Source organism: Pseudoalteromonas sp. Z1A6 (assembly GCF_011378745.1).
GTDB classification, from domain to species: domain Bacteria; phylum Pseudomonadota; class Gammaproteobacteria; order Enterobacterales; family Alteromonadaceae; genus Pseudoalteromonas; species Pseudoalteromonas arctica.
Map to the genome: position 1 here is coordinate 1 of NZ_WTKW01000247.1, position 6,422 is coordinate 6,422.

At 39.3% G+C, this 6,422-nt stretch carries 4 protein-coding genes; all 4 read left to right on the plus strand.

Annotated elements, in window-relative coordinates; genetic code table 11:
* Positions 1-88: 88 nt before the first annotated feature.
* The 4 genes from GQR46_RS14465 to GQR46_RS14480 all read left to right on the plus strand — a co-directional run bounded on the left by GQR46_RS14465 (position 89) and on the right by GQR46_RS14480 (position 6,259).
* Positions 89-1,612, plus strand: coding sequence for a sulfatase-like hydrolase/transferase (locus tag GQR46_RS14465; RefSeq protein WP_165741308.1), 1,524 nt, complete (start codon positions 89-91; stop codon positions 1,610-1,612).
* A 69-nt stretch (positions 1,613-1,681) separates the two neighbouring features.
* Positions 1,682-3,124: a sulfatase-like hydrolase/transferase gene (locus GQR46_RS14470; protein ID WP_165741309.1), complete on the plus strand. Its 1,443-nt coding sequence runs from the start codon at positions 1,682-1,684 to the stop codon at positions 3,122-3,124.
* Between the two features lie 25 nt (positions 3,125-3,149).
* Positions 3,150-5,021, plus strand: coding sequence for a CRTAC1 family protein (locus GQR46_RS14475; RefSeq protein ID WP_165741310.1), 1,872 nt, complete (start codon positions 3,150-3,152; stop codon positions 5,019-5,021).
* Positions 5,022-5,128: 107 nt separating this feature from the next.
* Positions 5,129-6,259, plus strand: a complete 1,131-nt coding sequence (locus tag GQR46_RS14480; protein WP_165741311.1) for an SMP-30/gluconolactonase/LRE family protein — start codon at positions 5,129-5,131, stop codon at positions 6,257-6,259.
* The last annotated feature ends 163 nt before the right edge of the window (positions 6,260-6,422 follow it).

Below are 6,422 nucleotides of genomic sequence, written 5' to 3' on the forward strand. Positions count from 1 at the left end.
AAATCAATTTTATACTTTTATAATAAAGTACAGGCAGATTGTTAAAACACTGACGTAGCAATTTTTAGTTGTTTAAAAGGACACACACATGAACTTATTTAAAATAAAAATGGTGATGCTGTTAGGGTGCTGCACATTATTTGCTCCCAATTTATATGCAAAAGATGCAGAGCTGAAAAACTCTGAAGCCAAAAAGCCAAATGTGCTGATTTTACTGTTTGATGATATGCGCTTTGATACGTTTTCTTATCGTAATGGCCCAGTTTCAACGCCAAATATTGACGCATTAGCAAACGAAGGTACACGTTTTGATCAAGCGATGACATCTACTGGCTTATGTTCTCCTTCGCGCGCGGCTATGTTTACTGGCCGCTGGGGACATAAAACGGGGCTTGACGATAACGTGGGGCTTTATCATTCTCGTCTTTCTGAGTTATCACTTAGTGAAGGCAGCGTAATTAAACGTGCAACAAGCGTAGGTTACGACGTAAGTTATGTAGGTAAATGGCACTTAGGTGCACAAGGCCCAGCACTGCGCGGTGCTAACTTTATGTGGGGGCACGATAAAGAGGAAGAGCGTAATGGCCGTCCTTTTACGCCTTATGGTACACAAAAAAATGTTGCCCGTATGAATGCAGGTGAACGCGATAAAAACGGCGAAAAGCACGATTACTACAAAACACTTCCGGGCACATACGCAGATACAGTAACAGCTAAAGAAGTAAACGAAGGCAAATTAATGCTGCAAAATGCGGCCAAATCAGACAAACCATTTTTTGGTATTGTTAGTTTTGAGCAACCTCATCCGCCGTACCGCGTACCAGAACCTTACGCCAGCATGTACGACTACAAAGATATAAAACTTCCTAAAAACTTTGGTATAGAACGTAAACATAAACCAATGGCGCAAGATGATATTTGGTGGCCTTGGCACGATGTAAGCCACATGACTGAAACCGATTGGCGCAAAGCGCATAGTTTTTACTATGGTGCCATTGCCATGATTGACCACGCAGTTGGCGAGCTTATTAATACCGCCAAAGAAGAAGGTTTATACGACGACCTACACATTATTTTAGTAGGCGACCAAGGTAGTATGCTAGGCGAGCATAACCTGTATGACAAAGGCCCGTATGCATACGACGAATTAATGCGTATGCCACTTATTATTCGTGACCCTAGCCTTGAGCCTAAAATAATTAACCGCCAAGTGTCTATGCTAGACATAGCACCAACACTTCGCCAGTGGATGACACTACCCCTTGATGGCGACGAAGATGGACGTTCACTTTTACCATTGATGAAACAAGGCGATAGTGCCGATGCTGGTAAAGATGATATTTCGTTATATGCCTACGAATGGTACAACGGCGGATGGTTTGGTATTAGAGCTATACGTACCCCTGAAATGAAATTTGTATGGAATCCAGGCGACAGCCGCGATGAATTATACGACTTAAAAAATGATCCGTACGAAATCACAAACCAAATAGATAATCCTAAATACAAAAAACAGCTTACTGATTTAGTGCATAAAATGGCGGGAGAGCTTAAGCGTATTGAAGACCCATCATTAACTAAATTTAATCACCACATGAAAGCTTTTTTATAGCCGAGTAATGCCCTTTGGTGGGCCTTAATTGGCCTGCTATTTTTTATTATCAAAATTGAGATTGGCACTATGAAAACACACACAAAATTATTGAGCGCTTTATCATCGCTTGCCTTATTAATTGGCTCTGCGGGCATACACGCAAGTGAAAAAAAACCCAATATTATTCTTATTGTTGCAGATGACCTAGGTTATGCAGATGTTGGTTTTAATGGCTCTAAGGATATTATTACCCCAAATATTGATGATCTTGCTAAATCGGGTACTTCCTTTTCAGACGCTTACGTAGCGCACCCGTTTTGTGGCCCAAGCCGAGCGGCATTAATGACCGGTCGTTATCCACATAAGATTGGCTCACAATTTAATTTACCGACACGCGGCTCAAACGTAGGCGTGCCTACTGACGCTAAGTTTATTAGTAAATTACTAAACGAAAATAACTATTTTACCGGTGCATTAGGTAAATGGCATATGGGTGATGCGCCGCAGTATCATCCAAATAAACGTGGTTTTGATGAATACTATGGATTTTTAGGCGGTGGGCATAATTATTTTCCTGACCAATATCAACTTCAGTATAAAAAGCAAAAGGCACAAGGCTTAAAAAATATTTTTGAGTACATTACTCCGCTAGAGCACAACGGCAAAGAAGTAAAAGAAACGCAGTACATTACTGATGCACTTTCGCGCGAAGCCGTTAATTTTGTAGACAAAGCAGCAGACAAAAAAAATCCATTCTTTTTATATTTAGCTTACAACGCACCGCATGTGCCATTGCAAGCTAAAGACGAAGATATGGCGATGTTTCCTGATATAAAAAATAAAGACCGTAAAACATATGCAGGTATGGTTTACGCAGTTGACCGCGGCGTGGGTAAACTAGTAGAAACCCTGAAAAAAAATAATCAGTATGATAATACGCTTATCGTATTTATGAGCGATAACGGTGGAAAATTAAGTAAAGGCGCTAATAACTTCCCACTTAAAGCAGGTAAGGGCAGTACACAAGAAGGCGGTTTTAGAGTTCCTATGTTGTTTCATTGGCCTAAGCATGTACCTGCGGGCAAGCGTTTTTCGCATCCTGTATCGGCACTAGACTTATACCCAACATTTGCAGCTTTAGCGGGCGCTAAAGTTGAAGAAAACCAACATTTAGATGGTACAAATATGTGGCCTGCATTTATTAAAAACGAAAACCCACATAAAGATGAGCCTATTTATGCACTTCGCCATCGTAAAGGTTACAGCGATGCTGCAATTCGTATGAACCAATGGAAAGCATTAAAAGTTAACCAGCAACCATGGCAGTTATTTAATATCGAAAACGATATTTCTGAAAAACACGATGTAAGTAAATCTAACAAAGCACTGTTAACCGACATGGTTCGCGAAATGGAAAAATGGAGTTGGGATAACCAACAGCCTAAATGGTTTCACGAAACGGCTGAAGGTGCTAACTGGCGATTAGATGCCATGCCACGATTCGATAAAACGTTTAAAACAACTAAGTAAGTTTTATCAAATTCATGGAGGCTTTATGAAAGTAAAAACAATTGTATGGCATGTTTCTTTGTTATGCATGGGCGCAAGCTTACTAGGTTGTCAACAAGCGAGTGCCCTAGCGGGCGCTCAGCTAACACCGGGCAAAACATTATTTACTGAGCAGCACCAAGCAATTAAATTAGAAAACAAAAATCGCCGTAAATGGGATAACGCATTAATAAGCGATTTAGACCAAGACGGTTACCCAGATTTATTACTTACCGACCATGGTTATACCATTCGTTTGTATTGGAACAATAAAGGCGTTTACGACAAAGGGCGCGACCTGATTGTAGGTGATATGCACGGTATTGGCGTAGGCGATTACGACAAAGATGGCAAAATGGATATTTTGCTTTCACGTGGTGGTGGCTCTGGCGATAACGCGCGTAATGCTAAGTTATTTCACTTTAACAAAAGAGAAATCATTGAAGGCGGTGAGTTTTCACCCAAACTGCCAACGTTGCGTGGGCGCACTAGTAAGTTTTTTGATGCCAATAACAACGGTCATTTAGATTTATTACTAATGGGATTCCCGCAGGCTAATAGCGGTAAACAAACCAGTAATTTTATTTATAAAAACGATGGTAGCGGCAATATAACTCACGCAAGTGATTTACCAAAAACTAATCGAGATGGTCAAAAAGTCCTTATTACAGATTTTAATAACGATAAAATTGACGATTTAGTGATTTACGGCGACGGTGCTTTACGTGTTTTAAAAGGCAATGGCGACTTTACCTTTAGTGACGTAACCGCCAATGTTTTACCTAATAAAATAATGGATGCGACGGGTGTTAGCGAAATCGATTTTGATAATGATGGTGACTTTGATTTATATATAAGTCGTGCTAACCCATTACAAGCAGGCGATACGTTTTTTGATGCTAAAAGCCACACATTTGGTTTTTACACCAAGCGTGGACCATTTAAATATGATGACTTACTTATTGGCGATACGCTTAATTTAGTTAACTACCAGTCACCTTATCCAAACCAAGATGTATTTGTAGGCGAAGGCACTTATAAATATAAATTTGAAGGTGAAAGGCACAGTGGTCAAAACGTCAATATTGTTAGCAGTAATGGCCTAGGCTGGGCCGATACCCAACCTAATAAAGGTTTGTATGTTGGTTATATAGGCAATGATAAATGGCGTATGGCGGGTAATACTTTTTCACCTACAACGGGTGTTGTAACCGGTGTTAAACATTATACGGTAAATAAAAAACCAACAGCTCCATCAGATTTGTTACTTAAAAATGAAAGTGGAAAATTTGTAGATGTGAGTGCTAAAGCTGGCATTAAAACAAATTTAAATACGACCGGCGTAAGTGTGGGAGATTTTAACAACAACGGCTACCAAGATTTGTTTGTTGTTAAACAAGGCAACTTGGTAACGCCTACATCGCAAATACTGTATTTAAATAATGGCGATAACACATTTAGCCAAGCGACTCATTCAGGATTAATAACAAACACCTTAGGTACCATTGGCTCAGGCGCAAATGTATTTGATTACAACTTAGACGGCCAGGTCGATATTATTATGAATAACGACAGAGGTCAGTGGCACTTATTTAGTAATCAAGCCAATAACAGTAATCACTATGCATTACTGCGTATAAGTAATTCACTTAAGCATAATGCAAGCCCAATTGGCGCTATAGCGACACTTAAAGGCTGTGGTAAAACCCTTACAAGGCGCGTGTCGCCTGATGCTGCACCTTATACACAATCATTTGATAATGTAGTTCATTTTGGTTTAGGCCAGTGCAACGAAATAGATAACGTAAGTGTGCGTTACAGCAATGGTGAAGTAATCAGTAAATCTAAGGTTGGGACAGATCAAGTAATCAATTTTTAATTACAACGTTTGATTACGACAAAGTTAACTATGAGAGGTAAAAAGCAAGGTTTGGGAACAAGCCTTGCTTTTTTTTCGCAAAAAATTAAGAGTAAAAGAGAGCAATAATGAATAAAAATAACATCACTCATCTTAAAAATAAATTAGCGGGTTTGGTATGCTTATTTACTGTGTTTGGTTGCAGTACCCACACGGCTCAAAGCAATAATAAAAGCATAAATAAAGGGGGAGTAAGTGCATCTTTAGCGCCTGTTAAAACGTCTAATACACTGCTTGAGAGTGCGAGTTTATTTGCATCACTCCCTGACTATTGCCCAACCCCAGACGCTTTTGCTGCCTCTCCTACAGGAGAGCTTACTTTATCGTGTGTTAACTATGCCAATAAAGGGCTACAAGCGGGTGTGCTGGTTAATATTAATAATGACAAAACGTTTACTAAAATAGCCCAGTTGTCGGGGCCAAATAATAAAGGGAAGGGTCGTCCTATGGGCCTTGCCTATGCCCCTGATGGTGCGTTATTTGTAGCCGATAACCAAGGTGCTGGCAAAGCTCGATTACTTAAACTCACCTTAAAAAATAATAAAGTCATCAATACTCAAATAGTAGCAAAAGGCATGAGTTCGCCAAATGGTGTGCGCTATCAAAATGGCTATATTTATGTAACTCAACTGCGTGTGCCAAGTAAAAATAAGGCCGAGACTCTCAGCGGGATATATCGTTTTAAGGCCACAGATACCAATATATTAGTGACTAACAGTACAGATGATCCGCATTTATTGTTTTTGGCTAAAACAGCTAATAAGCAACGTAAATTTGGACTTGATGGCTTAGTTTTTGACTCACAGGGCAACTTGTTTGTAACCAACCTAGGTGACGACTTAATTTATAAATTAACGTTTGATACAAACAACAACCTGCTTAGCCAAAGTACCTATGCAACACTTCCAAAAGGAAGTGGACCTGATGGCTTAACTATAGACCCTCAAGGTAATTTATATGCTGCAGGTTTTTTAACTAATCAAGTTATAAGAATTGATACAAACCAAAATGTAACCGTTATTGCATCGTACCCCGATAACAATTCAGAAAATGGTGAATTAGACCAACCCGCCGATATTATTTATTATAAAGGCTCTTTGCTTATGTCGAATTTTGACTTGCTTACAGGCCCAGGCATTACCAATACTGGGCATGGCAAACCTTATACGGTAAGTGAAATTAAGTTACATAATAAGTAAGGTTTTAATTTAAGTTAAGCGCTTAAATTAGGTTCTTAAATTAAAATCGTGTGTATTGCCGTGTATGTTTGAGCTTTAGATTTATGGGCAATACATTTGGTTTACCGCTTTCAAAACTGCTGATTGGCAGCTTTTGATAGCTGTAAATATTCTAATGAGCATA

What these genes read in the sequence shown, in the direction of transcription:
- GQR46_RS14465 (WP_165741308.1), top strand. Translation starts at nt 89, where the DNA reads ATGAACTTATTTAAAATAAAAATGGTGATGCTGTTAGGGTGCTGCACA.
- GQR46_RS14470 (WP_165741309.1), top strand. Translation starts at nt 1,682, where the DNA reads ATGAAAACACACACAAAATTATTGAGCGCTTTATCATCGCTTGCCTTA.
- GQR46_RS14475 (WP_165741310.1), top strand. Translation starts at nt 3,150, where the DNA reads ATGAAAGTAAAAACAATTGTATGGCATGTTTCTTTGTTATGCATGGGC.
- GQR46_RS14480 (WP_165741311.1), top strand. Translation starts at nt 5,129, where the DNA reads ATGAATAAAAATAACATCACTCATCTTAAAAATAAATTAGCGGGTTTG.